The organism is Alterluteimonas muca, from assembly GCF_021191595.1.
Lineage (GTDB): Bacteria > Pseudomonadota > Gammaproteobacteria > Xanthomonadales > Xanthomonadaceae > Luteimonas > Luteimonas muca.
Genome location: NZ_JAIWPS010000004.1, coordinates 161,524 through 185,219, shown reverse-complemented (window position 1 = coordinate 185,219; position 23,696 = coordinate 161,524). Strand labels below are relative to the sequence as shown.

The window sequence follows — 23,696 nt, the reverse complement described above, 5'->3', positions numbered from 1 at the left end:
GCAATGAGGCCCGCGCGATGCGCGGGCCGGCCATGGGAGTTCAGTTGCCGTACGGCGCGGTCGCGCATGCGGCCGGGATGTCCGGCATGGGCAACGCGTTCGCGGCGGCGGCGTGGGTGGTCACGTCGGGGTCAACGCAGCCCGGTCTCGTTGCGGGCGATGACCAGGCGCTGGATTTCCGAGGTGCCCTCGTAGATCTCGGTGATCTTGGCATCGCGGAAATAGCGCTCGATCGGCATCTCCTTGGAGTAACCCATGCCGGCGTGGATCTGCACCGCCTGGTGGGTGATCCACATCGCCGCTTCCGATGCGGTGAGCTTGGCCACCGACGCCTCGGTGGTGAAGCGCTTGCCCTGGCCCTTGAGCCACGCGGCACGCAGCGTCAGCAGCAGCGAGGCATCGAGCTTGCACTTCATGTCGGCGATCTTGGCCTGGGTCATCTGGAACGCGCCGATCGGCTGACCGAAGGCCTTGCGCTCCTTGACGTACGCAAGCGTCGCCTCGTAGGCGGCGCGCGCCAGGCCGATCGCCTGCGAGGCGATGCCGATGCGCCCGGCGTCGAGCACGCTCATCGCGATCCTGAAGCCCTGGCCTTCCTGGCCGAGGACGTCCTCGGCGCGCGCCACATAGTCCTGGAACTCGATCTCGCAGGTGGCCGAGGCGCGGATGCCGAGCTTGGGTTCGGTCTTGCCGCGGTGGAAGCCGGCGCGGTCGCCATCGACGAGGAACGCGGTGATGCCGCGTGCCCCCTGCTCCGGGTCGGTCACCGCGAACAGAACGAAATACTTGGCCACCGGGCCGGACGTGATCCAGCTCTTCTTGCCGTTGATGACATAGCTGCCATCATCCTGCTTCACCGCGCGGCACCGCATCGCGGTGGCGTCGGAGCCGGACTGCGGCTCGGTCAGCGCGAACGCGCCGATCTCCGCACCTTCGGCGATGGCACGCACGTACTGCTGCTTCTGCTCCTCCGTGCCATGGGTCAGGATGCCGTTGCAGAACAGCGAGTTGTTGACCGACATGATCGTGGAGTGCGCGGCATCGCCTGCGGCGATCTCCACCATCGCCAGCACATAGGCGATCGGGTCCATGCCGGCACCGCCGTATTCCGTCGGCACCTCGATGCCCATCAGGCCGTTCTCGCCCAGCAGGCGGATGTTGTCGAGCGGGAACTCGCCGCTGCGATCGAAACCTTCCGCCGACGGCGCGATCTTTTCCTGCGCGATGCGGCGCGCCACGTCCTGGATCATCAACTGTTCTTCGCTGAAACCGAACTCCACGCCCACACCTCGAAGCCGAACGGAAAGCGCAAATTGTACCCGCGCACGCGGGCAAACCCCATCATCCGGCTTGACGCTCCAGACCCGCACGCGCAGACTTATCTCCATATCGCGATATAGAGATATTCATGGATCTGGAAAGCTGGTCGGCACGCCTCAAGATCCTCGCCGATGCCACCCGTGTGCGGCTCCTGGCCCTGCTCGAAGGTGAGGAACTCACCGTGGCGGAGCTCTCGGCGATCACCCGCCTGGCGCAGCCGCGGGTCTCCACGCACCTGGCCAAGCTGAAGGAAGCCGGACTGGTGCGCGACCGTCGCGCCGGGGTTTCGGCCTATTACCGCTTCGACGACGCGCCGCTCGACCCCGCCATCCGCACCCTCTGGGTCACCCTGCGCGACGGCAGCGACGATCCCCTTCTGCGCCAGGATGCCGAGCGCGTCGCCGCGGTACTGGCGATGCGCGCCGCCGACCAGAACTGGGCCGACTCGGTGGCCGGCGACATGGAGCGACACTATTCGCCGGGCCGCACCTGGGAAGCGCTGGCGCGTTCCGCGCTGCCGCTGATGGAAACCGGCGACGTACTCGACATCGCCTCCGGCGACGGCGTGCTGGCGGAACTGCTCGCCCCGCATGCCCGGCGCTATGTATGCGTGGACACCAGCGCACGCGTGGTCAACGCGGCCGCGGAAAGGCTCAAGCGCTACCGCAACGTCGAGGTGCTCGAAGGCGACATGCACGCGCTCGCCTTCGACGAAGGCGGCTTCGACCTGGTCGTGCTGATGCATGCATTGACCTATGCCGACCGCCCCGCGCAGGCGGTGGCGGAAGCCGCACGCGTACTGCGCCCCGGCGGCCGGCTGCTGCTGACCACCCTCGCCCGCCACGAGCACCGCAGCGCGGTCGAGGCCTACGGCCACGTCAACCTCGGTTTCAACGAGCGCGAGCTGCGCCGGTTCGTGGACAGGGCCGGGCTGTCGCTGCAGAGCATCAACACGGTGACCCGCGAGAAGCGGCCGCCGCATTTCGAGGTCATCTCGCTGATCGCGCTCAAACCCGCGGCCGCGGCACACGTGCCGGCGCGGGCACGCACCGGAACGCCGGCGTGAGCCGACCCGTTGCCGGTGGTCAACCCTGGCTGCAGCCGCAGCGGGTGCAGGCGCTGGAGGATGCGCTGTCGAAGCGCATCCTCGTCATCGACGGCGCGATGGGCACGCTGATCCAGCAGCATGGGCTGGCCGAAGCGGATTACCGCGGCGGGCGCTTCGTCGACGGCTTCGATGCCGAAGCCCCCGGCGAGCGCGCCGCGCACGAGCTCCGTGGCAACAACGACCTGCTCAATCTGACCCGCCCCGGCGTCATCGCCGACATCCATCGTGCCTACCTGGACGCCGGCGCCGACCTCGTCGAGACCAACACCTTCAACTCCACGTCGATCAGCCAGGCCGACTACGGCCTGCAGCACCTCGCACGCGAGCTCAACCGCGAGGGCGCGCGCATCGCACGCACGGCCTGCGAGGCTGCCGAAGCCGTCACCCCGGGGCAGCCGCGTTTCGTGGTCGGGGTGATCGGCCCGACCAGCCGCACCGCATCGATCAGCCCGGACGTCAACGATCCCGGGTTCCGCAACACCTCGTTCGACGAACTGCGCAAGGCCTACGGCGATGCCACGCGCGGCCTGGTCGAGGGCGGCGCGGACGTGGTGATGGTGGAGACCGTGTTCGACACCCTCAATGCCAAGGCCGCGCTGTACGCGATCGAGGAGGTTTTCGACGAGCTCGGCGGACGCCTGCCGGTGATGGTCTCGGGCACGATCACCGATGCCTCGGGCCGCACCCTCTCCGGGCAGACGGCCGAGGCCTTCCATGTCTCGCTGATGCACGCGCGACCGCTGTCGATCGGCCTCAACTGCGCGCTCGGCGCGCGCGAACTGCGTCCGCATGTCGAGACCCTTGCGCGAATTGCGCAGTGCCACGTCAGCGCGCACCCCAACGCCGGCCTGCCGAACGCATTCGGCGGCTACGACGAGACGCCGGAGGAGATGGCCACGATGCTGAAGGAGTTCGCCACCGCGGGCCTGGTCAATCTCGTCGGAGGCTGCTGCGGCACCACGCCCGCGCATATCGCCGCGATCGCGGAAGCCGTCCATGGCGTGACACCCCGCCGCCCTGGTGCGCTGGCGTGAGTGCCACGCGGCGACATACCCGGCTGTCCGGCCTCGAGCCGCTGGTGCTCACGCCGGAACTGCTGTTCGTCAACGTCGGCGAGCGCACCAACGTCACCGGCAGCGCGCGCTTCCGCAAGCTCATCAAGGAAGGCCGCTACGAGGATGCCGTGGAGGTCGCGCGCCAGCAGGTCGAGAGCGGCGCACAGATCCTCGACGTCAACATGGACGAGGGCCTGATCGACTCCGAAGCGGCCATGGTGCGCTTCCTCAGCCTGATCGCCTCCGAGCCGGACATCGCGCGCATCCCGGTGATGGTCGACTCCTCGAAATGGAGCGTGATCGAGGCCGGGTTGCAGTGCCTGCAGGGCAAGGGCGTGGTGAACTCGATCTCGCTGAAGGACGGCCACGCCGCGTTCGTGGCGCAGGCCCGCAAGGTGCTGCGCTACGGCGCGGCCGCGGTGGTGATGGCCTTCGACGAGGACGGCCAGGCCGACACCTGCGCACGCAAGGTGGAGATCTGCAGCCGCGCCTACCGCATCCTCGTCGACGAGGTCGGTTTCCCGCCCGAAGACATCATCTTCGACCCCAACATCTTCGCCATCGCCACCGGCATCGCCGAGCACGACAACTACGCGGTGGACTTCATCGAGGCCACGCGGATCATCCGCGCCACGCTGCCGCACTGCCACGTCTCGGGTGGCGTGTCCAACGTCAGTTTCTCGTTCCGCGGCAACGAGCCGGTGCGCGCGGCGATCCACTCGGTGTTCCTCTACCACGCGATCCAGGCCGGCATGGACATGGGCATCGTCAATGCCGGCGCGCTGCCGGTCTACGATGACCTCGACCCGGAGCTGCGCACGCGCGTGGAGGATGTGGTCCTCAACCGCCGCGCGGATGCCACCGAACGCCTGCTCGAGATCGCGGAGACCTTCCGCGGCAGCGGCGCCGCGCGCGAGGTCGCGGACCAGGCCTGGCGCCAGCGCCCGGTGGGCGAACGCCTCACCCATGCGCTGGTGCACGGCATCGACCAGTACGTGGAAACCGACACCGAGGAAGCTCGCCAGCAGCTGCCCCGCCCGCTGGATGTCATCGAAGGGCCGCTGATGGACGGGATGAACGTGGTCGGCGACCTGTTCGGCGCCGGCAAGATGTTCCTGCCACAGGTGGTCAAATCGGCGCGGGTGATGAAGAAGGCGGTCGCCTACCTGCTGCCCTGGATCGAGGCGGAAAAGGCCCGCACCGGCGATGTCGCGAAATCCAACGGCCGCATCGTGCTGGCCACCGTCAAGGGCGACGTCCACGACATCGGCAAGAACATCGTCGGCGTGGTACTGGCCTGCAACAACTTCGAGGTCGTCGACCTCGGGGTGATGGTGGCGACGCAGAAGATCCTCGATACCGCCCGCGACGTGGGTGCCGACCTGGTCGGCCTGTCCGGCCTGATCACGCCGTCGCTGGAGGAGATGGGCCATGTCGCGCGTGAGATGCAACGGCAGGGCTTCACGATGCCGTTGCTGATCGGCGGCGCGACCACCTCGCGTGCGCATACGGCGCTGAAGATCGATCCTCACTACGCCGCGCCCACGGTCTGGGTGAAGGACGCCTCGCGCGCGGTGGGCGTTGCGCAATCGCTGATCTCGCGCGACATGCGCGCGGCGTTCGTCGCCGCCAACGATGCCGACTACGCCGGGATCCGCGAGCGCCACCGCACCCGCGGCGACGCCAGGCGCCTGGTGTCGCTGCAGAAGGCGCGCGGCCAACGATTCGACGGCGGCTGGGACGACTACGCGCCACCCGCGCCGAACCGCCCCGGGCTGCATGTGTTCGGGGACTGGCCGCTGGCTGAGCTGGTCGACTGCATCGACTGGAGCCCGTTCTTCAACGCCTGGGAACTCGCGGGCCGCTATCCCGCGATCCTCGACGACGCCATCGTCGGCGCCCAGGCCCGCGAGCTGTACCGCGATGCGCGGGCCATGCTTGCCACCATCGTCGAGGAGAAATGGCTGACGGCGAAGGCCGTGTTCGGGCTGTGGCCGGCCTGCAGCATCGGCGACGACGTGGTGGTGCGTGCCGACAGTGGCGGGACCACCCTGCACTTCCTGCGCCAGCAGGTCGACAAGCCGGCCGACCGCCCGGACTTCTGCCTGGCCGACTTCATCGCCCCGCGGGAGACAGGCATCCCCGACTGGATCGGCGGCTTTGCGGTGACCGCGGGCATCGGCCTGGACCCGCATGTCGCGCGCTTCGAGGCCGACCACGACGACTACAACGCGATCCTGCTCAAAGCGCTGGCCGACCGCCTGGCGGAAGCGCTGGCCGAGGGCCTGCACCAGCGCGTGCGCATGGAGTACTGGGGCTACGCCGCCGATGAAACCCTCGACAACGATGCGCTGATCGCCGAACGCTACCGCGGCATCCGCCCCGCGCCCGGGTACCCGGCATGCCCGGACCACAGCGAGAAGACCACGCTGTTCGCGCTGCTCGATGCCGGCGCCAATGCGGGCATGTCGTTGACCGAGAACTTCGCGATGCTGCCGACTGCGGCGGTGTCGGGTTACTACTTCAGCCACCCGCGCAGCCAGTATTTCGTGGTCGGCCGGGTGTCACGCGAGCAGGTCGCGGACTACGCGCGCCGCAAGGGCGTGCCGCTGCAGCAGGCCGAACGCTGGCTGGCGACGCAGCTCGACTACGACCCGCAGTGACGCGCGATCACCACACCAGGTCGTCGGGCACCTGGTATTTCGGATCGGCGTAGGGATCGTCGCCGGCCGGCGCGTCGGGATCCACCCGCAGCGCCACCGACGGCGCGAACACCGCCTCGGCCTCGGCCAGCACCGCCGCGGTCACCAGCAGGTAGCGGCCGTTGAGCTGGGCCACGCCGAGCTCGCCGGCGTTGAGCGCCTGCAACTGGTCGGCGGTCACGTAGATGCGCTTGATCTTGCCGCCGTACTCGAAATGCCGGGCGATCTCGGCGTCCTCGCGGTTGAGCGCCTTGCCGTCGAGCAGGGTGGCCAGCCGCGCACGCGCCTCGCGGCGCAGGCGCGCCTCCTCCTGCTTCTGCTTCTCGGCGGCGATGCGCTCGTCCTTCTCCTTCTGCGCGCGGATGGCATACGCCTTGGCAAGGTCGATGTCCTCGCGCGATGCCGGCTTGCCGCGGCCGCGGGTACGCGCGTCGCCGCGTGCCGGGGGCTTGCCCGACGACGGCTTGCCATCCGGCCGGCGTTGGCCATGGCGCGCCGGGTCCGCCTTGGCGGACGTGGGATTACCGCCCGTGCCGGGCTTGCGCGCGGGCTTGCGCTCCGGCGTGGGGGCCTTGAAGCCCAGGCCCAGGAGCTGGTCGCGCAGGGTATCGCTCATCGTCGTGCCGTCGTTCCGGTCAGTAGTGCGGCGGCGGCGGCTCGTCCGCCGGGTCGGCGAAGAACCCGCCACGCGCCTGCTTCAGTTCATCAAGGCTGCGCCGCAGCAGTTCCGCGTTCTGCGCGGACTGCAGGCGCAGCCCGGCAAGCGCATCGCTCACCTCGTTGAGGGCGCGCTCCTGGAACGCGACCCGCGTTTCCAGTTCAACCACGCGCTGTTCCAGCTCGTCCATCGCCAGCTTGTCCATCACGTTTTTTCGTTCCCTTCCACGCCGGCAGGTCCCGGCTGGCGGCGCCACGTGGACGCGCCAGCCGGAACCGCGTGCCTACTGTGCGCTGGCCGGCAGCACTTCGATCAGCTCGACCTCGAACTGCAGCGCCGCGTTCGGCGGGATCGGGCCAGCGCCCTGCTCGCCATAACCCAGGCTGCTGGGGATCCACAGGCGGTGCTTCGCACCCTGCTGCATCAGCTGCAGGCCTTCCTGCCAGCCCGGGATGATCTCGGCCAGTGCGAATTCCACCGGCTCGCCACGCTGGATCGAGCTGTCGAACACGGTGCCGTCGAGCAGCTTGCCCTCGTAGTGCACGCGCACGCGGTCGCTGGTGGTCGGGGTCGGGCCGGTGCCGGGGGTCAGCACTTCATACTGCAGGCCCGAAGCCGTGGTCTGCACGTTTTCGCGGGCGGCGTTCTCGTCGAGGATCTTCTTCTCGTCGTCGAGGCGGGTCTGTGCTTCGGCAGCCTGCTTCGCCTGCATGCGCGTGGCGAGGCCCTGCATCACCTGCATGACCTGCTCGTCGTTGAGCCTGGGTTCGTTGCCGGCAAGGTTGTCGCGGATGCCACGTACCATCGCGTCGAGGTCGACCTCGTCCTCGAGCGGCTTGATCGAGTTGCCCAGGTCCAGGCCGATCGCATAGCCGACCTGCTCGCGGTTGCTCTTGAGCCCCGGCACCTGCACGGCGGGCGCATCGGCGCCAGCGGCCGTCGCGGCGCCGGTCGAGCCCTCGCCGTCCTCGATCTTCTTGCAGGCCGACAGCCCGAGGGTGGTGGCCAGCGCGAGCGCGGAGATGGTCAGGGCGCTGCGGGAAATCTTCATGGGGAACTCCTGGAAGGAAAGGTTGCGGGCGGCGCGGACAGCGCGCCGGCCATTTGGAGCGCGAACGCGATCAGAGGATGTCGAGCAGTTCGACGTCGAACACCAGGGTGGCCTCCGGCGGAATGCCTTCGGTGCCCTTGGCGCCATAGCCGAGGCGCGCGGGAATCCAGAAGCGGTACTTGCTGCCGATCGGCATCAGCGCCACGCCCTCGGTCCAGCCGGGGATGACCTGGCCCAGCCCGAAGTCGGCCGGGCGGCCGCGTTCGTAGGAACTGTCGAAGACCGTGCCATCGAGCAGCTTGCCCTCGTAGTGCACGCGCACGCGATCGCTGGCCACCGGGCGGCGTCCCGAGCCCTGGCGGACCACGCGGTACTGCAGGCCCGACGGCGTGACCTGCACGCCGGTCTCGTTGCGGTTGCCGGCCAGGAACGTTTCGCCCTCGGTGCGGTTGCGCTCACCGGCCTGCGCCTGCTGCGCTTCCATGTCCTTGCGCACGCGGTCGGAGAACGATTGCCGCAGCGCATCGGCCTGCGCGTCGTCCATCAGCAGCGGACCGCCCTCGACGCGTGCACGCAGGCCCTGCACCAGCACCGCGAGCTCGAGCTCACCCTGGATCGGCTGCAGCGAACGGCCGATATCGCTGCCGACCATCAGTCCGACCTTCTCGCGGTCGACCTCCGGCGGCGCCGCGCCGGGCGGCATGCCGGGCGGGGTCTGGCCGTTGCGCAGGGCGATGCGCTGCATCAGCGCCTGCGCCGTCTGCGCCACGTCCTGTTCCGACAGCAGCGGCTCGCCGCCCTCGAAGGCGTTGCGGATGCCGCGCTCCAGCGCCGCGTAGTCGATGTCCGGCCCGACCGGCGCGATCGACTGGCCCACGTCCATGCCGACCATGTAGCTGACCTGGGCGCGCTCGCCCTGCAACGGCTGCCCCTGCGCCAGGACCGTGGCCGGAACCGCGACCGCGCACATCGCGGCCAGACAGAGCGCGGCCGCACCGCGCATCGCTTTCTTCATTGGGACAACTCCATATGGATGACGCGGACGCGCGCCCGGATACCTGGCCATGCGCTTCCGCCCTGCCCGCGGCGCCCCGGGGGCGCTGTCGGATATCGGGCGGAGACGATGCAGCGGGCTATTGTCAGGGCAGCACGCCACGCGGGCAATCGCGCCACCGCGCGCCTTCCCGGCACGTCGAAACCGCGCCACGGTGATGGGCGGGCGATGAACCGCCGATGTCCTGCCCCGCGGGCACGATGCCTTCACGTTTTTTTTTCGACCATGCACTGCCGACCCGGCGCCCCGCCCGCCCACCAGGAGCAGCATGGCCCTCTTCCGACGTTCCAGCGAAATCCCCGTCCATTTCCACGGCAGGGTGGTGATGATCACCGGCGGCACCGCCGGCGTCGGCCGCGCCACCGCGATCCGCTTCGCGCGCCGCGGCGCCCGGGTCGGCCTGATCGCCCGTGACCCGGCGGGGCTGGACGAAACCCGCCAGGAACTCGAAGCACTGGGGGCCGAGGTCGCCACCTTCGCCGTGGACGTGTCCGATGCCGACGCCGTGCGCGCCGCCGCCGACGACTGCGAAACCCGGCTTGGCCCGATCGATGTCTGGGTCAACAACGCGATGGCCACGGTGTTCTCGCCGGTCGATGCGATGGACGCCGCCGAGATCCGCCGCGTCACCGAGGTGACCTACCTGGGCTATGTGCACGGCACGCTGGCCGCGCTGGCGCATATGCGCCCGCGCAACCGCGGGGTGATCGTGCAGGTCGGCTCGTCGCTGGCCTTCCGCGGCATTCCGCTGCAGGCGGCCTATTGCGGCGCCAAGCACGCGATCCGCGGATTCACCGACTCGCTGCGCACCGAACTGCTGCATGCACGCAGCGGCGTGCAGCTCACCGCCGTGCATCTGCCGGCAATCAACACGCCGCAGTTCGACTGGGCGCGCAGCCATGACCGGGGCGCGCCGCGCCCGGTCGCGCCGGTGTTCTCGCCCGACGAGGCCGCGAAGGCGATCCTGCACGCGGCAGCCCACCCGGTGCGCGAGTACTGGCTGGGCGCCACCACCCCGGCGACGATCCTTGCCAACATGGTTGCGCCGGGACGCATGGACCGCTATCTGGCCAGCAAGGCGGTGGAAGGCCAGCGGCGCGGAGAGGGCAAGGCCGCCCGCGGTGGCGACAACCTGTTCGAACCGGTGGCCGGGCGCCACCGCACCTACGGCGCGTTCGGGCACGAGGTCAAGCGCGCGCCGGTGATGATGTCGGCGCAGACCGCACGCAGCGGTGCGGTGATCGCCGCCTGCACCCTGGCGGCGGCGGCCGGGCTGGCGCTCGGTCTGCGCCTCGCCGGCCGTTCGGGTCGCTGACGGTGCGCCCGCTCGCGCGTCCCGCTCCGGCGCCGGTGCGCCGCATCCAGCCGAACGCGCGCCTGCTCGCAGCGCTCGACGGTCTGCCACGCAGTGCGGCCACCCGTGACATCCGCAGGATGCGCGGCCTTTCGGACGTGCTGGTGGCCGTGGTTGCGCGGGGCAGGCCCGCATGAGCCGGCCGATCGCCGATTACGCGATCATCGGCGACTGCGAAACCGCGGCGCTGGTCGCCAGCAACGGCTCGATCGACTGGCTGTGCTGGCCCCGTTTCGATTCGAATGCCTGTCTGGCGGCGCTGCTGGGCACCCGGGAGCATGGCCGTTGGCTGATTGCCCCGTGCGACGGGGAGGCGCGCAGCCGCCGGCGCTATCTCGGCGACACCCTGGTCCTGGAAACCGAATTCGAGACTGCGACCGGCACCGTGGCCGTGATCGACTTCATGACCATCCGCAACGCCCGGCCCGTGTCCGAGCTGGTGCGGGTGGTGGTCGGGCGCAGCGGCCGGGTGGAGATGCGCATGGACCTGGCCCTGCGCTTCGATTACGGCCGCATCGTGCCCTGGGTGTCGCGGCTGGAGGGCGAGGTGCTGCGTGCCGAGGCCGGCCCGCACTCGGTGACCCTCGCCTCCCCGGTGACGACACGCTCCAACGACCACGCCACCGTGGCCGTCTTCACCGTCGAGGAAGGCCAGCGCCTGCCGTTCGTACTCGTGCACAAGGCCTCGCACCTGCCACCGCCGGAACTCCCCGACGCCGAACAGGCCCTGCAGGAGACCTGCGAGTTCTGGACCGGCTGGTCGGCACGTTCGGACTACGACGGGCCATGGCGCAACGCGGTCAAGCGCTCGCTGCTGACGGTCAAGGCGCTCACCTATCGCCCGACCGGCGGCATCGTCGCCGCGCCCACCACCTCGCTGCCGGAAAGGCTTGGCGGGTCGCGGAACTGGGACTATCGCTATTGCTGGCTGCGCGATGCCACGTTCACCCTGCTGTCGCTGCTCAACGCCGGGCATCGCGAGGAAGCCGAAGCCTGGTGCCGCTGGGTCATGCGCTCGGTGGCCGGGGTGGCGTCGCAGGCACAGCCGATGTACGCCATCGACGGCGGCCACCGCACCGACGAGGTCGAGCTGGACTGGCTGCCCGGCCATGCCGACTCGCGGCCGGTGCGCATCGGCAATGCCGCCTACAGGCAGCTGCAGCTCGACATCTTCGGCAGCGTGATGGACACCCTGTACGAGGCGCGTGCCAACGGACTGGACCTGCCGCCCGACGTGCCCGAATTCCAGCGCGACATCCTCGAATACCTGGAAGGCGCCTGGCAGCAGCCGGACGAGGGCATCTGGGAGGTGCGCGGCGGTCGCCGGCACTTCGTGCATTCGCGGCTGATGTGCTGGGTCGCGTTCGACCGCGCGGTGAAGCTCGCGCGTGACTTCGGCCTGGAAGGCCCGGTCGACCGCTGGGAGCAGACCCGCGACGCCATCCGCGCCGAACTGCTCGAGCGCGGCTACGACCACGAACGTGGGGCATTCGTGCAGGCCTATGGCGAGCCCCATCTGGACGCCGCCGTACTGCTGATGCCGATCCTGGGCTTCCTGCCGGCCGATGACCCGCGCATGGTGTCCACCATCGACGTGATCGAACGCGAACTCTCGCGCGACGGCCTGCTGCTGCGCTATGACCCGAAGGCGGCGGGTGATGGCCTGGACGGCGAGGAAGGCGCATTCCTCGCCTGCACCTTCTGGCTGGCCGACAACCGGATCCTGCAGGGCCGCGAGGACGAGGCACGTGCCCTGTACGAACGCCTGCTTTCGCTATGCAACGACGTCGGCCTGCTGGCCGAGCAGTACGACGTGGAGAACAACTGCCAGGTCGGCAATTTCCCCCAGGCGTTCTCCCATTTCGCGCTGATCGACACCGCGTTCAATTTCGCCGGCCGCCGTGGCGCCGCGCGCGAGGCCCGTCAGGACTGACCTGCACGGCGGTTACCGCAGCACGACCCTGCTTCAGGGCGAGCCCAGCGCGCGCTCGATCGCGCTGACGATCGCGGGATCATCCGGCGGCGTGCGGCTGCCCCAGCTGTCCACCAGCCTGCCGTCGCGACCGATCAGGTACTTGTGGAAGTTCCACTTCGGTACGTCGCCGTCGCTTGCGGCCGCAAGATCGCGATACAGCCCGGTGGCCTGCGGGCCGACCACGTGCACGCGCTCGAACATCGGGAAACGGACGCCGTAGGTCAGGGTGCAGAACTCGCGGATCTCGGCCTCGTCCTCGAATTCCTGCTCGCGGAAGTCACCCGAGGGGAATCCGAGCACCGCGAAGCCGCGCGTGGCGTATTTCGAATGCAGCGCTTCCAGCGCCTCGAACTGCGGCGCCAGCCCGCATTTGCTGGCGGTGTTGACCACCAGCAGTACCCGGCCGCCATAGGACTCGCGCAGATCCACCGGCTCACGCCCCGCCAGCGGCCGGTACGTGTGGTCCAGCAGCGTGTCCGCGGCCTGCACCGGCGTGAGCAACAGCATCAGGAAAATCCCGCAAACCGCTGATTTGAATCTCATCACACTGACTCCTTGGGGACCGGACCGATCCTGCCATCAGTTGGGGATACCAGCTGCTTGACCTCAACTGTTCTGGTGTTATAGTTTCATACAACACCGATTAACCAGGGCAGGAGGTTCGACATGAACCGCAAGCTCCACAACACGATACTGGCTTTCTCGTTCACCGGCCTTGCCGGTGTCCTGATGCTGCTGGCCGCCAGCCCGTTGCCGCAGGCGCCAGGTTCCACGATCGCGCACCTGTCCGGTAGCCACGATGATCCCAGCGTGCACGGCACCGCCATCGGCACCTCTGCGGTCGCCGCCACGGCCGATGCGCTCTCCGCCCGGGGCAGCACCCGGGCCTCGGTCGAACCGGACGAAGCCCAGTCCGCGCCGCGGCGCGCGCGCCGCCGCCACCAGGCGCTGGCAATGCCGTACTTCTCGTTCGCGCAGGGACTGCGCCCGGTAGGGAGCTGACCCATGGCCGACATCCAGTGGAGCGATGGCGCTCCCATCTACCGCCAACTCAAGGAACGGGTGATCGCGATGATGCTCGACGGCGTACTCAAACCCGGCGACGCCCTGCCCTCGGTGAGGCAGGTCGCCGCCGATTACCAGCTCAACCCGATCACCGTCTCGCGCGCCTACCAGGAACTCGCGGACGAGGCGCTGGTGGAAAAGCGCCGCGGGCTGGGCATGTTCGTCACCGAAGAAGCGTCCAGGAAACTGTTGTCCAACGAGCGCGAGCGCTTCCTCAACGAGGAATGGCCGCTGGTACTGGAACGCATCCAGCGCCTGGGCCTGGACCTGGATGAACTCACGCGACCGCTGCGCACTGGAGGTGCCGAGTGAACACGCCGTCCAACGTCACGCGACCCGACGTCACCCTGCCCCATGTCATCCAGGCACGCGGCCTGCGCAAGGCCTATCGCCACTCCGTGGCGCTGGCCGATGCCAGCTTCGCCATCGAGCCCGGGCGCATCGTCGGGCTGATCGGCCCCAACGGCGCCGGCAAGACCACCGCGCTCAAGGCGATCCTCGGCCTGTTGCAGGTCGACGGTGACCTGCAGGTGCTGGGGCTCGACCCGCGCCGCGACCGCGACCGGCTGATGAACGATGTCTGCTTCATCGCCGATGTCGCGGTGCTGCCACGCTGGATGCGCGTGCGCGAGGCCATCGACTACGTGGAAGCCGTGCACCCGCGCTTCGACCGCAGCCGCTGCGAGCGCTTCCTGGCCAACACCAGGCTCACCCCGAAGATGCGGGTGCGCGAGATGTCCAAGGGCATGATCGTGCAGCTGCACCTGGCGCTGGTCATGGCGATCGACGCCCGCCTGCTGGTGCTCGACGAGCCCACCCTGGGCCTGGACATCCTCTACCGCAAGGAGTTCTACCAGCGCCTGCTGGAGGACTATTTCGACGAGCAGAAGACGATCCTGGTCACCACCCACCAGGTGGAGGAGATCGAGCACATCCTCACCGACGTGATGTTCATCCGTGACGGCCGGATCGTGCTGCAGTCGACGATGGACGAGGTCGGCGAGCGCTTCACCGAGGTGCTGGTCAATGCCGACCGCCTCGACGCCGCCCGTGCACTGGGCCCGGTGAACGAGCGCAGCCTGCCGTTCGGCAAGACCGTGATGCTGTTCGACGGCGTGCCCGTCGCGCGCCTGGCCGAGTACGGCGAAACCCGCAATCCCGGCCTCGCCGACCTGTTCGTGGCCCAGATGAAAGGAACCTACGCATGAATGCCCACGTCGAAACCCCGGCCATGGGGCGCGCCACGAGGCCGCGCGCGCATCCGTTTCCGATGCTGCTCCGGCGCGAATACTGGGAACACCGCGGCGGCTTCCTGTGGGCGCCGCTGATCGCCGGCGGCATCTCGCTGTTGCTGACGATGATCTTCGCGGTGGTCGCCTCGGTGATGGCACGCCGGGCAATGGCCGATGGCGAGCTGCAGATCGACGGCGTCACCATCAACGGCCTCGACCTCGGCATGATCACCAGCCGGATGAGCCCGGTCGAATTGCAGCAGCTCGGCGAGGCCTTCGATGCCAGCCTGCTGATGGCCTCCAGCTGGCCGTTCATCGTCATGGCCTTCGTGGTGTTCTTCTACTGCCTGGGCGCGCTGTACGACGACCGCAAGGACCGCGGCGTGCTGTTCTGGAAGTCGCTGCCGGTGTCGGACCGCGACACCGTGCTGTCGAAGGTCGCGAGTGCTGCGCTGGTGGCGCCGCTGCTGGCAACCGCGGCCGCACTGGTCACGATGCTGCTGTTCGCGATCATCGTCAGCGTGCTGGTGGCCGCGCACGGCGGCAACGCCTTCCAGCTGGTGTGGGCCTCGGGCGGGCCGTTCCGGATGGCGGCGTTCGTGCTCGCGGCGATTCCGGTGTACGCGGTCTGGGCGCTGCCGACCATCGGCTGGCTGCTGCTGTGCTCGGCCTGGGCGAAGGGCAAGCCGTTCCTGTGGGCGATCGTGATCCCGGTGCTGCTGGGGGTGTTCGTCTGGTGGTTCGAGGTGATGGGCTACTTCGGGCTGCAGGCGGAGTGGTTCTGGCAGAACGTGGTGGCACGCATGCTCCTGAGCGTGGTGCCGGCCGGCTGGATGGACGCGGTCAACCTGCATGCCATCGATGCCCCCGGCGACCTGCGCGACGTGCTCAACCTGCGCGCCATGTACTCCACCTTCCTGTCGCCGAAGATGTGGATCGGCGCCGCGGCGGGCGCGTTGATGATCGCCATCGCGGTGCGCCTGCGCCGCTGGCGCGAAGAGATCTGAGTCCGCACCGCGTGCGGGAACCATTCCTCAACAAGGACGCCTGATGAAAGCCACCGCCACCCTGCTGCTCTGCCTGCTCCCCGTCGCCGGATTCGCCCAGGAACGCTGCGCGCACAGCCAGCCGCAGGAGCTCGTCCTGGAAACCGCCGGCGCCAGGCGCGTGATGTTCGACATCGGCCCGCACACGCTGCGCCTGCAGGGCGCAGGTGGCAACGACCACCGGATCGCCGGCCGCGCCTGCGCCTCCAGTGCGGGCGACCTGGAACGCCTGTCGGTCACCCAGGCGCTGCGTGGCGACACCCTGCACGTGACCCTGCAGCGTGCGGACCGGCGCGGGCTGTCGTTCGGCGACCGCTATGCCTACCTGACGCTGGAAGGCACGGTGCCCGACGACGTCCTCGTGCAGCTGCGCGTGGGCTCGGGCGATGCCTGGCTGACCGGCGCCGCCACGGCGAGCGCCGACGTCGGCTCGGGTGATGTCGACGTGCGCCAGGTCCGCGGCCTGCTGACCGCCAAGGTCGGCTCCGGCGACGCCGCGCTGGGCGGCCTGGGCGCGCTCAAGATCCTCTCGCTGGGCTCGGGCGACATCGAGGTCCAGCAGGTGCGTGGCGACGTCGAAGTCGGGAGCATCGGCTCCGGCGATTTCGAACTGCGCGGTGCGGGCGGCAACGTCGACATCGGTTCGATCGGCTCCGGCGACGCGTCGCTGGCGGATGTCACCGGCGACGTCGTGCTGGGTTCCATCGGATCCGGCGACTTCGACGTGCGCAACGTGCAGGGCGGGCTCACCGTCCGCTCCAGGGGCAGCGGCGACGTCGACCACCGCGATGTCGCCGGCACCGTCGACCTTCCCCGCAAGCGCTGACCCTCCTTCCGCAGCGGAGCCTCCCATGCACACCTCACGAAACCGCATCCTTCCGCCGATGCTGTCGGCCTGCCTGCTCGTGGCGATGCTTGCGCCCGCACCACCCGGCCAGGCGGCGGATGGCGGCGTCAACCAGGAGATCAGCAGCGAACTCGCCCAGGCCCGGCGCGAGGTGCAGGCCGATCTCGCCAAGGCACGCCTCGAGCTTACGACCGGCAACATCGACGTCGCCCGTAGCCTGCGCCCCGGCCAGGCGTCCGAGGAGGCCGCCTCCGCGCTGCCGACGGCGGAGATCACCCCGGACGGCGACTTCCTGGTCGACGGCGAGGCCGTGGCCGTCAATGCGGCGCAGCGCCGGCAATTGCTGGACTACCGCGGGCGGGTGATCGCGATCGGCCTTGCCGGGATCGACATCGGCGAGCGCAGCGCGCAGCTTGCGATCGATGCGGTCGACCGTGGGGTGTTCAGCCTGATGGTCGCGGCCATGACAGGCAGCCTGGAACGACAGCTCGAGAAACAGATTGCCACCGCCGTCGAATCCGACGTACGCGCGATCTGTGCCCGCCTGCCGGCGCTGTACGCGTCGCAGCAACGCCTCGCCGACAGCCTGCCCGCGTTCCGGCCCTACGCCACCATGACCGTCGACGAGGCCAGCGACTGCGAGCGCCAGGTCCGCCGCGAATTCGCCAGGCGCTGACCATCTGCCGCCGTCCCTGGCCGGGCACGTGCACGGCCGATGGGATGGCTCCGCTTCGCCCACATTTCTTTCGGACTCCGGAGACCGCCATGACCCGCTCCCTTCCCGCCCTGCTGCTGCTCTGCCTGCTGCCGCTGTCCGCCTGCAGCAACCCGGCTCCGCCCGCCACCGGTGACACCGCGGAACCGGATGAGGGCCTGGTGGCGCGCACCACCCGCCAGGCCATCGGCAAGGCCCGCGAGGAACTCGCCACCGCCGACATCGGCGTGGGCGGCAAGGGCGACGGCCGTGGCTTCAGTTTCGGCGACGGTGCCCGCACGGACGGCCTGCCGCCGGCAAAGATCAGCCCCGCGGGCGACCTGCTGATCGATGGCGAACCCGTGCCGCTCGACGACCGCCAGAGGGCGCTGGTGCTGGCCCACCGCGCCAACGTGATCGCGGTGGCCGATGCCGGCATGGAGATCGGCGCGCAGGGCGCGGCCCTCGGGCTCGACGCGGCACGCGGTGCGCTGGGCGCGCTGTTCACCGGCGGTAGCAAGGAATTCGAGGCACAGATGGAAGCCGAAGGTGCGCGCATCGAACAGGCGGCGCTGGGCCTGTGCGGACATCTGCCGGCAATGCTCGAATCACAGCAGGCGCTCGCCGCCGCGGTGCCCGCCTTCGTGCCCTACGCGACGATGACCGGAGACGATGTCGAGAACTGCCATCGCAAGCTTGAAGAACGTGATGCAGCGGCGGAAGCCGCCACGGCGCCAACGTCAGCCGGCTGAGCTGCAAGCGGTCGCCGTGCCACACCCGCGCCCGGCAGCTGGGGCTCAGCCGCCTCCGCCGCCGGGTTTGCCGTGGATGCCACCGCGGGTCAGCGCTTCCGGGTCCAGCAGCGCGCGCAGGGTCTTTTCATCCAGGCCGCTGTCCTCCAGCGCGATGTCCAGTACCGGCCGGCCTTCGGCGTAGGCGCGCTTGGCGATCGCCGCGCCCTTCTCGTAACCGATCACCGGGTTGAGCGCGGTGACCAGGATCGGGTTGCGGTCCAGCGCGGTGGCGATGATGTCGCGGCGCACGCTCAGGCCATCGATGACGCTGTCGGCCAGCAGGCGCGACACGTTGGCCAGCAGCTGGATCGACTCCAGCAGGTTGGCCGCGATCAGCGGCAGCATCACGTTGAGCTGGAAGTTGCCGCTCTGCCCGGCCACGGTGATCGCGGTGTGGTGGCCCATCACCTGCGCGCAGACCATGCCGACCGCCTCCGGGATCACCGGATTGACCTTGCCCGGCATGATCGAACTGCCCGGCTGCAGCGCCGGCAACTCGACCTCGCCCAGGCCCGCGAGCGGCCCGGCATTCATCCAGCGCAGGTCGTTGGCGATCTTCATCAGCGCCACCGCCAGCGCGTTGAGCTGACCGGACATCTCCACTGCATCGTCCTGCGAGGCGATGCCTTCGAAGCGGTTCTCCGCGCTGGCGAACTTCACCCGCGTCTGCTTCGACAGCGCCGCGCACACGCGCGCACCGAAACGCGGATCGGCATTGATGCCGGTGCCGATCGCGGTGCCGCCGATCGGCAGCCGGCGCAGGCGTTTGAGCGCATCGGCGATGCGGGCCTGCGCCGATTCCAGCTGCGCCGACCATGCGCCGAACTCCTGCGCGAACGTCAGCGGCATCGCATCCATGAGGTGGGTCCGCCCGGTCTTCACCACCTTCTTCAGTCCGCGCGCGCGACGGTCGATGGTCCGGCGCAGGTGGAGGATCGCCGGCTGCAGGTCCTCTTCCGCCGCCAGTACCGCACCCACGCGCAGCGCGGTCGGGATCACGTCGTTGGAGCTCTGGCCGAGGTTCACGTGATCGTTGGGGTGTGCCTTGCGGCCGCGCGCCGAGGCCAGCGCGGCGATCACCTCGTTGGCATTCATGTTCGATGACGTCCCGGACCCGGTCTGGTAGATGTCGATCGGGAACTGCGCGTCGTGGTCGCCGTCGGCCACGGCAAGCGCCGCACGCCGGATCGATGCGGCAAGGCGCTCCGGCAACAGCCCGAGACCACCATTGGCATCGGCCGCGGCGGCCTTCACCAGCCCCAGTGCACGGATGAAACCGCGTGGCATCGGCCGCCCGGAGATCGGGAAGTTCTGCACCGCACGCTGGGTCTGCGCGCCCCACAGCGCATCGGCGGGCACCTGCAGTTCGCCCATGCTGTCGTGTTCGGTACGAAAGGACTCCGGCATGGCGCTCTCCTGTGCGGTGATGGCGGGCCACAGGCTCCGCCGGGTGTGTTCCCGAGGATACGACAGCGACGGTGCAGGCCCGGGATGCCGCCACACGCCACTGGCGCGTCATCGTGAGCGCCCCTGCAGGCCCGGCACGCGAACCACCGCGCCTGCAGCGCTGTTCGATCCCGCATAAAATGCGCGCCCGTCCGTTGTGCAGCATTCCCATGTCCCACGCCCTGCTCGCCCTGTCGCCGCTGGATGGCCGTTACGCATCGAAGGTGGATGCACTGCGCCCGGTGTTTTCCGAGTACGGGCTGATCCGCGCCCGCGTGCGCGTGGAGATCGAATGGCTGCTGGCACTTGCCGCGGAGCCGGGCATCGTCGAACTGTCACCGTTCGATGACGCCGCCACCGAGCGCCTGCGCGCGATCGCCGATGACTTCTCGGTCGAGGATGCCGCGCAGGTCAAGGCGATCGAACGCACCACCAACCACGACGTCAAGGCAGTCGAGTACTTCATCAAGGACCAGCTGCGCGATGCGCCGGGCCTGGCCGGCGCGCTCGAGTTCGTCCACTTCGCCTGCACCAGCGAGGACATCAACAACCTGTCCCATGGACTGATGCTGGAACAGGCGCGGCGCGAGGTGCTGCTGCCGACGCTGCAGGGCATCGCCGACAGGCTACGCACCATGGCGCACGCACAGGCCGGGCAGCCGATGCTGTCGCGCACGCACGGTCAGACCGCATCGCCGACCACGCTCGGCAAGGAGCTGGCCAACGTGGTCGCGCGCCTCGAACGACAGATCCACCAGATCGCCGCGGTCGAGTTCACCGGCAAGATCAATGGCGCGGTCGGCAACTACAACGCGCACGTCGCCAGCTACCCGGATGTCGACTGGCCGGCGTTCGCGCAGCGCTTCGTCGAGGGCCTGGGGCTGGTGTTCAACCCCTACACCACGCAGATCGAGCCGCACGACAACATCGCCGAGATCGGCGATGCCGCCCGCCGCGCCAACACCATTCTGATCGACCTCGCCCGCGACATCTGGGGCTACATCTCGCTGGGCTACTTCAAGCAACGGCTCAAGGAAGGCGAGGTCGGCTCCTCGACGATGCCGCACAAGGTCAACCCGATCGATTTCGAGAACGCCGAGGGGAATTTCGGCATCGCCAATGCGCTGTTCGAGCATTTCAGCGCCAAGCTGCCGATCAGCCGCTGGCAGCGCGACCTGACGGATTCGACCGTGCTGCGCGCGCTCGGCACCGCCTTCGGCCACACCCAGGTGGCGCTGGACGCGCTGTCGCGTGGCCTCGGCAAGCTGGAAGTGAACCCGCAGCGGCTCGACGCCGACCTCGACGCGTCGTGGGAGGTGCTGGCCGAGGCGGTGCAGACGGTCATGCGGCGCCACGGCCTGCCCAACCCGTACGAGCAGCTGAAGGCGCTGACCCGCGGCCAGGGCATCACCGCGGAATCGATGCGTGCCTTCGTCGAGTCGCTGGAGCTGCCGGAGGATGCGAAGCAGCCGCTGCGCGAACTCACCCCCGGCGGCTACACCGGGCTTGCGGAGCACCTCGCCCGCGGGATCTGAACGATCGGCCGGCGGAAAGCGCAAGGCCTCGTGCCGCGCGTCCGGCCAATGCTGCAGGGAGGAAGTGCCGATGTCCGTCTCCATCCTCGTCAACCTCGACGTTCCCGATCTCGCCGCAGCCGAGGCCCTGTACACGACGGCATTCGGCCTGCGCGCCGGGCGCCGTTTTGGCGCGCATGGCGTCGAACTGCTCGGCGCGCAGGCGCCGGTCTACCTGCTGGTAAAGGCGGCCGGCAGCACCGCCGCCGCGACGCGTCCGCGCGACTATGCCCGCCACTGGATGCCCTGCCACCTGGACGTGGTGGTCGACGACCTGGACGTCGCGCTGACCCGGGCGCTCGGTGCCGGCTTTACGCAGGAAGGCGATGTGCGCGAAGCGGACTGGGGGCGGATCGTGCAGATCGCCGATCCGTTCGGGCACGGCTGGTGCCTGCTGCAGTTCCTCGGGCGCGGCTACGACGCGATCGCCACCGCGCCGGCCTGATCCGGACGCGCCCGCGGCATCGGTTTTCGCGTGAGGCGGATCCGGTTTTCGCGTAGGCTGCGGCCCCATGAGCCGCCCCCCATTCCCGATTGAAATCGACGCCAGCCGGACGCCCGAAGGCGGCCCGCTCGGCATGTCCGCCGAACGCTTCCTGCGCGACTACTGGCAGCAGCGGCCGCTGCTGGTCCGCAACGCGTTTCCCGGCTTCGTCTCGCCGATCGAACCCGACGACCTCGCCGGCCTGGCCTGCGAGGACGGCGTGCTGGCGCGCATCGTCGAGCACGACCGCGCAGCCGACCGCTATGGCCTGCGCACCGGTCCGTTCCCCGAAGACGCCTTTCCCGGCATGCCCGACCACGACTGGACCCTGCTGGTGCAGGACGTCGACAAGTGGGACGCCGACATCGCGGCGCTGCTCGACGCCTTCACCTTCCTGCCGCGCTGGCGCATCGACGACATCATGGTGAGCTTCGCCGCCACCGGCGGCTCGGTCGGCGCGCATATCGACCAGTACGACGTGTTCCTGCTGCAGGCCCAGGGCCAGCGCCGCTGGCAGATCGACGCCCGCGCCAACCCGCCGACCGCCTTCCGCGACGATGCGGAGTTGAAGCTGCTGCGCCAGTTCGATCCCAGCCACGACTGGGTGCTCGACGCGGGCGACATGCTCTACCTGCCGCCGGGCATGCCGCACCATGGTGTTGCGGTGAATCCCTGCCTGACGTTCTCGGTGGGCACGCGCGCGCCGTCGTCGGCGGAACTCATCACCGACTGGCTCGACACCGTGGTGGCCGATGCCGACGACAGCATCCGCTACCGCGACGCCGGCATGGCGCCCCCGAAAGACCCGTGGGAGATCGACGCGCTGGCGATGGGTCGCGTGATCGAGGCCCTCAACGCGTTGCGGATGAACGACCCCGACCGCCTCGGCGACTGGTTCGGCCGCTTCATCACTCTCTACCGCGCCGGCGCGGAGGCCATGCCGGGGGGCGAAAGCCGCCCGCGCATCGAGGTGGAATGGGACCTGCGCGCCGGCGGCGCCCTGCACCGCCACCCGTGGACGCGGATGGCCTGGCGGCGTGCGCGCCGCGGCGCGCGCCTGTACGCATCGGGCCAGGAATTCGGCCTGCCGGTCGCGGACGCGCGCGCGCTTGCCGCGTCGGCGCGGGTGGACGATGCGCTGTACTCGCGCCTGTCCGACACCGGCCGCGACGCCGTGATCGCCCTGCTCGAGGCCGGCCATTACCACCTGCTGCCGCCCGACGACGGCGAGTGGGACGGTGCGGAGGACGGCGACGGCGTGGAGATCGACGGGCGATGAGCGGCCAGCCGCCGCCCGGGCCGTTCCAGGTCGCCACGGCCGACTGGACACGCGACCACGCCGCACTGTTGCAGGTGCGCGGCGTGGTGTTCATCGAGGAACAGGGCGTTCCGGAAGCGCTGGAGCGCGACGACGACGACCCGCGCAGCACCCATGTCATCGCCCGCGATGCCGGCGGCCGCCCGATCGGCACCGCGCGGCTGACCCCGCAGCGGCGGATCGGCCGCATGGCCGTGCTGCGCGAGTGGCGCGGCAAGGGGGTCGGCGACGCGCTGCTCGAGGCGCTGCTGCGCGAGGCGCGTACGCAAGGGCTGTCCGAGGTGGCGCTGCATGCCCAGGTCGAGGCCATCGGCTTCTACACCCGGCACGGCTTCGTCCCCGAGGGCGCGCGCTTCGACGAGGCCGGGATCCAGCACCAGACCATGCGCCGTGCGCTGGCGCGGCCGCAGGCGATCGAGGACCGCGATGCCGCGGCGGCCATCGTCTGCGCGCTGGTGCATGGCGCACGCCGGCGGCTATGGGTGTACAGCCGCGAGCTCGATCCGGGCCTGTTCGACGACCCCGAGGTCCTGGCGGCGCTGCGCCGTTTCGGCACCCGCGGCGGCGGTGTCGAGGCGCGCTTCCTGCTGCAGGACCCGGCCGCCGCGCAACGAGCGCATGCGCCGCTGCTGCCGCTCGCCCAGCGCCTGTCGAGCGTGTTCACGTTCCGCGTGGTCGAGGAACCGGTGGACCGCGGTTACGCACCGGCCTACATCGCCACCGACGCCGGCGGCTATTACTTCCGCACCCTCGGCAACCGGTTCGACGGCGAGGCTGAACTCGACGCCCCGGGCCGGGCGCGCCAGCTGCGCGACACCTTCCTGCCAGTGTGGGAACGCGCGCGCCCGGCCAGCGAATTCCGCGTGCTCGGGATCTGACCCGGCAGCCGGCGACAACATGAACGGGGGTGCCGCGGCAC

General features: G+C 69.6%; 23 protein-coding genes. 16 read left to right on the top strand and 7 right to left on the bottom strand.

The window, feature by feature from the left end; translation table 11 throughout:
• Positions 1 to 131 precede the first annotated feature (131 nt).
• Entirely contained in the window at positions 132 to 1,286 is a 1,155-nt protein-coding gene (locus LDO11_RS07910) for an acyl-CoA dehydrogenase family protein (protein WP_343226114.1), read from the bottom strand.
• Positions 1,287 to 1,408: 122 nt separating this feature from the next.
• Here LDO11_RS07910 and LDO11_RS07905 point away from each other — a divergent pair, with 122 nt between their 5' ends.
• Genes LDO11_RS07905 through metH form a run of 3 tightly spaced genes read left to right on the top strand, consistent with a single transcriptional unit; the run spans position 1,409 to position 6,146 of the window.
• Positions 1,409 to 2,386: an ArsR/SmtB family transcription factor gene (locus LDO11_RS07905; RefSeq protein WP_232141042.1), complete on the top strand. Its 978-nt coding sequence runs from the start codon at positions 1,409 to 1,411 to the stop codon at positions 2,384 to 2,386.
• A complete protein-coding gene (locus LDO11_RS07900; RefSeq protein WP_232141041.1) occupies positions 2,383 to 3,462 on the top strand; it encodes a homocysteine S-methyltransferase family protein in 1,080 nt (359 codons plus the stop codon). The genes LDO11_RS07905 and LDO11_RS07900 overlap by 4 nt, the downstream gene beginning before the upstream one ends.
• Entirely contained in the window at positions 3,459 to 6,146 is a 2,688-nt protein-coding gene (metH, locus tag LDO11_RS07895) for a methionine synthase (RefSeq protein ID WP_232141040.1), read from the top strand. Before LDO11_RS07900 ends, metH begins: the two co-directional genes overlap by 4 nt.
• Before the next feature lie 7 nt (positions 6,147 to 6,153).
• Here the strand turns inward: metH and LDO11_RS07890 are convergent, their stop codons facing one another.
• The 4 genes from LDO11_RS07890 to LDO11_RS07875 form a co-directional block, all read right to left on the bottom strand.
• Positions 6,154 to 6,801: a DUF2058 domain-containing protein gene (locus LDO11_RS07890; RefSeq protein ID WP_232141039.1), complete on the bottom strand. Its 648-nt coding sequence runs from the start codon at positions 6,799 to 6,801 to the stop codon at positions 6,154 to 6,156.
• 19 nt (positions 6,802 to 6,820) lie between these two features.
• A complete protein-coding gene (locus LDO11_RS07885) occupies positions 6,821 to 7,048 on the bottom strand; it encodes a SlyX family protein (RefSeq protein WP_255683359.1) in 228 nt (75 codons plus the stop codon).
• 78 nt (positions 7,049 to 7,126) lie between these two features.
• Positions 7,127 to 7,894, bottom strand: a complete 768-nt coding sequence (bamJ, locus tag LDO11_RS07880; RefSeq protein ID WP_232141037.1) for a BamJ family beta-barrel-assembly machinery protein — start codon at positions 7,892 to 7,894, stop codon at positions 7,127 to 7,129.
• A gap of 70 nt (positions 7,895 to 7,964) precedes the next feature.
• A complete protein-coding gene (locus LDO11_RS07875) occupies positions 7,965 to 8,909 on the bottom strand; it encodes an FKBP-type peptidyl-prolyl cis-trans isomerase N-terminal domain-containing protein (protein WP_232141036.1) in 945 nt (314 codons plus the stop codon).
• 307 nt (positions 8,910 to 9,216) lie between these two features.
• Here LDO11_RS07875 and LDO11_RS07870 point away from each other — a divergent pair, with 307 nt between their 5' ends.
• Complete coding sequence (locus LDO11_RS07870; RefSeq protein ID WP_232141035.1) at positions 9,217 to 10,263, top strand: SDR family oxidoreductase; 1,047 nt, start codon at positions 9,217 to 9,219, stop codon at positions 10,261 to 10,263.
• Between the two features lie 172 nt (positions 10,264 to 10,435).
• Positions 10,436 to 12,235 (top strand): glycoside hydrolase family 15 protein, encoded by a 1,800-nt coding sequence (locus LDO11_RS07865; protein ID WP_129135980.1) that lies wholly within the window; start codon positions 10,436 to 10,438, stop codon positions 12,233 to 12,235.
• Positions 12,236 to 12,268: 33 nt separating this feature from the next.
• Here the strand turns inward: LDO11_RS07865 and LDO11_RS07860 are convergent, their stop codons facing one another.
• Positions 12,269 to 12,784 (bottom strand): glutathione peroxidase, encoded by a 516-nt coding sequence (locus LDO11_RS07860; RefSeq protein ID WP_232141034.1) that lies wholly within the window; start codon positions 12,782 to 12,784, stop codon positions 12,269 to 12,271.
• A gap of 159 nt (positions 12,785 to 12,943) precedes the next feature.
• Between LDO11_RS07860 and LDO11_RS07855 the strand changes: the two genes are divergently transcribed.
• The 7 genes from LDO11_RS07855 (at position 12,944) to LDO11_RS07825 (ending at position 17,913) form a co-directional block, all read left to right on the top strand.
• Positions 12,944 to 13,279: a hypothetical protein gene (locus tag LDO11_RS07855; RefSeq protein ID WP_232141033.1), complete on the top strand. Its 336-nt coding sequence runs from the start codon at positions 12,944 to 12,946 to the stop codon at positions 13,277 to 13,279.
• Between the two features lie 3 nt (positions 13,280 to 13,282).
• Positions 13,283 to 13,654, top strand: a complete 372-nt coding sequence (locus LDO11_RS07850) for a GntR family transcriptional regulator (protein WP_129135983.1) — start codon at positions 13,283 to 13,285, stop codon at positions 13,652 to 13,654.
• Between the two features lie 35 nt (positions 13,655 to 13,689).
• Entirely contained in the window at positions 13,690 to 14,550 is an 861-nt protein-coding gene (locus LDO11_RS07845; RefSeq protein WP_255683358.1) for an ABC transporter ATP-binding protein, read from the top strand.
• Positions 14,547 to 15,581, top strand: coding sequence for an ABC-2 transporter permease (locus LDO11_RS07840; protein ID WP_232141031.1), 1,035 nt, complete (start codon positions 14,547 to 14,549; stop codon positions 15,579 to 15,581). Before LDO11_RS07845 ends, LDO11_RS07840 begins: the two co-directional genes overlap by 4 nt.
• A gap of 43 nt (positions 15,582 to 15,624) precedes the next feature.
• Positions 15,625 to 16,446: a GIN domain-containing protein gene (locus LDO11_RS07835; RefSeq protein ID WP_232141030.1), complete on the top strand. Its 822-nt coding sequence runs from the start codon at positions 15,625 to 15,627 to the stop codon at positions 16,444 to 16,446.
• 25 nt (positions 16,447 to 16,471) lie between these two features.
• Complete coding sequence (locus LDO11_RS07830) at positions 16,472 to 17,143, top strand: YggN family protein (protein ID WP_129135986.1); 672 nt, start codon at positions 16,472 to 16,474, stop codon at positions 17,141 to 17,143.
• A gap of 89 nt (positions 17,144 to 17,232) precedes the next feature.
• Entirely contained in the window at positions 17,233 to 17,913 is a 681-nt protein-coding gene (locus LDO11_RS07825; protein ID WP_129135987.1) for a YggN family protein, read from the top strand.
• A gap of 45 nt (positions 17,914 to 17,958) precedes the next feature.
• On the opposite strand, the gene LDO11_RS07820 is transcribed toward LDO11_RS07825, so the two are convergent.
• Positions 17,959 to 19,362 (bottom strand): class II fumarate hydratase, encoded by a 1,404-nt coding sequence (locus LDO11_RS07820; protein ID WP_129135988.1) that lies wholly within the window; start codon positions 19,360 to 19,362, stop codon positions 17,959 to 17,961.
• Positions 19,363 to 19,571: 209 nt separating this feature from the next.
• On the opposite strand from LDO11_RS07820, the gene purB reads away from it, so the two are divergent.
• The 4 genes from purB (at position 19,572) to LDO11_RS07800 (ending at position 23,655) form a co-directional block, all read left to right on the top strand.
• Positions 19,572 to 20,936, top strand: a complete 1,365-nt coding sequence (gene purB / locus LDO11_RS07815; RefSeq protein WP_232141029.1) for an adenylosuccinate lyase — start codon at positions 19,572 to 19,574, stop codon at positions 20,934 to 20,936.
• A 70-nt stretch (positions 20,937 to 21,006) separates the two neighbouring features.
• Positions 21,007 to 21,420: a VOC family protein gene (locus LDO11_RS07810; RefSeq protein WP_232141028.1), complete on the top strand. Its 414-nt coding sequence runs from the start codon at positions 21,007 to 21,009 to the stop codon at positions 21,418 to 21,420.
• A gap of 67 nt (positions 21,421 to 21,487) precedes the next feature.
• Positions 21,488 to 22,738 (top strand): cupin domain-containing protein, encoded by a 1,251-nt coding sequence (locus LDO11_RS07805; RefSeq protein ID WP_232141027.1) that lies wholly within the window; start codon positions 21,488 to 21,490, stop codon positions 22,736 to 22,738.
• A complete protein-coding gene (locus LDO11_RS07800; RefSeq protein ID WP_232141026.1) occupies positions 22,735 to 23,655 on the top strand; it encodes a GNAT family N-acetyltransferase in 921 nt (306 codons plus the stop codon). Before LDO11_RS07805 ends, LDO11_RS07800 begins: the two co-directional genes overlap by 4 nt.
• The last annotated feature ends 41 nt before the right edge of the window (positions 23,656 to 23,696 follow it).